We start from the raw sequence: 3,687 nt of genomic DNA on the forward strand, positions 1-3,687 counted from the left end.
AGTACTTTACAGTTCAGTACAGAAAGCTTGCAGAAAAAGACGATGAAGGCGCCAAGGACATGGCAGGCATTTATGAGGTTGCAATGGAGGCCATAAATATGATGATAGAAAGTGGTCAGGGCGGAGCACCAACTCAGGGCTAAAACTAAATGACTCAAGTCATACTTGAATTTAGTATTGAAACCTAAATCCATACTAGCTAGAATGGATTTAGGTTTCTCTTTATGATGAGGGCATAAGGAGGGTATGCAAATGAGCATTGGAACAAATATTAAGGGACTTCGTGAGGAAAGAGGACTTACCCAGGAGCAGATTGCAGAAGCTCTTGGTGTTAGCTTCCAGGCGGTTTCATCCTGGGAGAGGGATGAGTACAAGCCTGATACCGACAGGGTCATAAAGCTTGCGGAGGTTTTTGATGTATCAGTTTCAGCTATCCTTGAGGAGAAGCATAAAGCCTTTAAGACCAAGGAAGCTATCTATAACTGGGAACACATGAAGACTTATGTGAAGACTTCAGCTAAGAACCTGGGCCTTGAAAATGCCTTTAAGGCTGTGGATTTTGCTGTGGAGGCCCATGAGGGGCAAAAGAGAAAGAGGTCAGTGATCCCATATATCTACCACCCGCTTAATCTGGCCTGTCATGCTCTTTCCATGGATATAAAAGAGGATGATGTGATAGCGGCCTGCATGCTGCATGATGTGGTGGAGGATTGCGGAGTTAAGCTTTCAGACCTTCCTGTTGATGATGATACAAAAGAGATAGTAAGGCTGATGACCCGTCCTAAATGTTCAGATAAAGAAAGGGATGAGGTAAACAGGCGCTACTACTCTGAGATGGAGAAAAATCCGAAGGCCTGCCTTGTAAAGTGTCTGGACAGATGTAATAACTTAACCACCATGTCTTTTGGCCTTAGCAGGGACAGGATATACAGGATGATAAAAGAAACAGAGGAATATTACCCGAAGCTCATTGCTGTGCTTAAGGCAACGCCAAGGTACAACAGCGCTTCCTGGCTACTTAGATACCAGATGGAGAGCATGCTTGATATTTACAAGAGACTTATGTAAAAAGGGGAGAAAATGAAACTGTTAATTCATGATCTTGATGACAAGGAGTGGGAAAAAGTTGCAGATAGCTACGAGGGATACGAAGTAATATCTGATAATGGAACAATAAAGCCCTGTGTTGGATGTTTTGGCTGCTGGCTTAAGACTCCGGGAAAGTGCCTTATTGACGATGGATATGGCAGAATGGGAGAGCTGATCCACAGGGCAGATGAGGTAGTAGTGATCAGCAGGTACACTTACGGAGGCTTTAGCAGCTTTGTCAAAAACGTGTTTGACAGGAGTATAGGACTTGTCCTGCCCTTTATGTTCATCAAGGATGGGGAGATGCATCATAAAAAGAGATATGAAGAGGAGAAAGAAATCTCTTTTATCTTCAGGAAAAGTAGTTTCTCTGAAGAGGAAAAGTCTCATGCCAGGCAGTACATTGAGGCTGTGTGCAGAAACTTTCATGGGATCATAAAGAAAGTGGAGTTTGAAGAGTGCATCGAAAGTAAGACTGTTAATTTGTTTGAAAGACAAAGTGAATATGGGGGAAAAACTGTACTTATAAACGGCAGTCTAAGAGGTGATAACTCCAATTCCAGGAAGTTTATGGACAGGCTTTCTCGAAAACTTGGGGACGCTGCAGTTTCTTTTAATCTTTTGTCTTATTTAAATAAATATGAGGAACTGGCACAGATCGTTTCATCTGCAGATAAGGTTGTTTTTGTGATGCCTCTTTATGTGGACGGAATTCCTTCACAGGTCCTCAGGCTTTTGGAAATGCTTGAAAAATCAGGTAAAGATCCGGATAAGAAGATCTACTGCATAGCCAATATGGGATTTTATGAGTCTCATCAGATAAGAAACCTTCTTAGCATGGTCAAAGAATGGGCAGATAAATCTGGATTTACCTACTGCGGTGGTCTTGCAATTGGGGCCGGAGAGATGGTAGGAAGCATGATGAGAATGCCGGATCCTTCTAAAGGTCCTGCAAGAAATGTGACCCTAGGAATTGATGAGGTAGCAAGGGCCATTAAAGGCGGAACGTCTATTTCCGATATCTATGCTGATGCCTATAAGTTCCCAAGATTTTTGTATATGCTGGCAGCCAACTGCGGATGGCCAAGGGGAGCCAAGGCAAATGGCATTAAAACCAAAGAACTGTACCGCAGGTGCGACTAAATGTGATATCATAGACATACCGCACTAAAAATCGTTTAGCCAAGGAGAATAATTTATGCGACGCAGATTGATCACAGCAGCTTTACTTGGTGCTATCAGCACTATGATGTTTTCTACTACAGTATTTGCAGCAACTAATGAACTTACAGGACTTCCAGTGGACGACTCAATTGCAACCCAAAGACCTGTAGCTATTATGGTTGACAATGAAAAGAAGGCACTTGCACACTACGGAACCGGGGAAGCTGATATTGTCTATGAGATGATGAACAGCACTGCCAATGGCAGGATCACAAGACTTATGTGCCTATATAAGGACTGGCAGAACCTTGGCCAGACTGGCAGTATCAGAAGTGCCAGAACAACCAACGTTATGCTGACTGGAGAGTACAATGCAGTTCTTATACATGATGGCGGACCAAAATATATCAAGCCATATCTGGCACAGCCTTACGCTGCACACTTAAGTGGCAGTTTTTCAAGGATCAAAAATGGCAAGCCTACTGAGTATACAGAGTACTGCTTCGGATCTGAGCTTGTTTCAAGATTTGCTAAGGCTGGACTTCCAACCACATATACCTATGGACTTGAAAGGCCTACGCATTTTCTTTTCAACGATGCAGACGTTGTAAGGGAGGGAGCTCCTGCAGGTACAGTTGATCTTAATGGGGTATTTCCACACAACAGAAGTATACTTACATTCAATCCGGAAACAAGGACCTATGACTATTCAGAGTACGGCGCTCTTCATCAGGATGCAGAAGATGGTCAGACTCTTACTTTCAAAGATGTTATCCTGCAGGAAGTTTCTTTTAATCAGCTTGATAAGAACGGTTATATGACTTATAACGTTGTGGGCTCTGGAAACGGATATTATATCTCAAACGGCGTCGCTATTCCCATTACCTGGACAAAGGCAAGTGAGACGGGCTTTACCCACTACTATGATGCAGGTGGAGCAGAGCTTATGATCAACAGAGGTAAGATTTATATAGGACTGGTGCCTTCTGACACCTGGGGGTCACTGGTAATTGGCTGATAACCAGCCTTGATAGAATAAACTGAATTTTATAGAATTAGAAGGACGGTCTTGGACCGTCCTTTTTCAGACAAAGACTTAGCCCTTCAAGGAAAATGCTAAGACTGTGACAGCAAATGGAGACTTATCATGAGCGTAGAAGCATATTTAAATCCGGATTTTACAGTAGGCAAGAAGCTTTTATTTCTTTTGGTGACAGCTGCCTTATTAGGAATCGGAATAGGTTTTATATATCTGGTATCACTTCTTGTTCTTGGAAGGAATATACCGGTGGGGAACAGGAAACAGGCAGTTCTTGGAGCACTGGAAGACAAGGTACAGAGATTTTTTGAGATGATAATTGCAGGGACTTCCGTTATGTCTTTTTCCTGCGCATATGTTATCATCAACCATGTGAACACTCTGGTACAGTCAGG

The 3,687-nt window shown here is 42.9% G+C and carries 4 protein-coding genes; all 4 read left to right on the forward strand.

The features are described 5' to 3' along the window. Nucleotides 1-252: 252 nt before the first annotated feature. Nucleotides 253-1,068 (forward strand): XRE family transcriptional regulator, encoded by an 816-nt coding sequence (locus J6I68_RS12900; protein WP_292220915.1) that lies wholly within the window; start codon nt 253-255, stop codon nt 1,066-1,068. Between the two features lie 12 nt (nt 1,069-1,080). Then, a complete protein-coding gene (locus tag J6I68_RS12905) occupies nt 1,081-2,232 on the forward strand; it encodes a hypothetical protein (protein WP_292220917.1) in 1,152 nt (383 codons plus the stop codon). A 55-nt stretch (nt 2,233-2,287) separates the two neighbouring features. Further along, complete coding sequence (locus tag J6I68_RS12910) at nt 2,288-3,271, forward strand: DUF3048 domain-containing protein (protein ID WP_292220919.1); 984 nt, start codon at nt 2,288-2,290, stop codon at nt 3,269-3,271. A gap of 129 nt (nt 3,272-3,400) precedes the next feature. Further along, on the forward strand, nt 3,401-3,687 hold a 287-nt coding region (locus tag J6I68_RS12915), incomplete at its 3' end, for a hypothetical protein (protein ID WP_292220920.1).

The sequence above is a fragment of the Butyrivibrio sp. genome (assembly GCF_017940685.1).
Lineage (GTDB): Bacteria > Bacillota > Clostridia > Lachnospirales > Lachnospiraceae > Butyrivibrio.

What these genes read in the sequence shown, in the direction of transcription:
- J6I68_RS12900 (WP_292220915.1), top strand. Translation starts at nt 253, where the DNA reads ATGAGCATTGGAACAAATATTAAGGGACTTCGTGAGGAAAGAGGACTT.
- J6I68_RS12905 (WP_292220917.1), top strand. Translation starts at nt 1,081, where the DNA reads ATGAAACTGTTAATTCATGATCTTGATGACAAGGAGTGGGAAAAAGTT.
- J6I68_RS12910 (WP_292220919.1), top strand. Translation starts at nt 2,288, where the DNA reads ATGCGACGCAGATTGATCACAGCAGCTTTACTTGGTGCTATCAGCACT.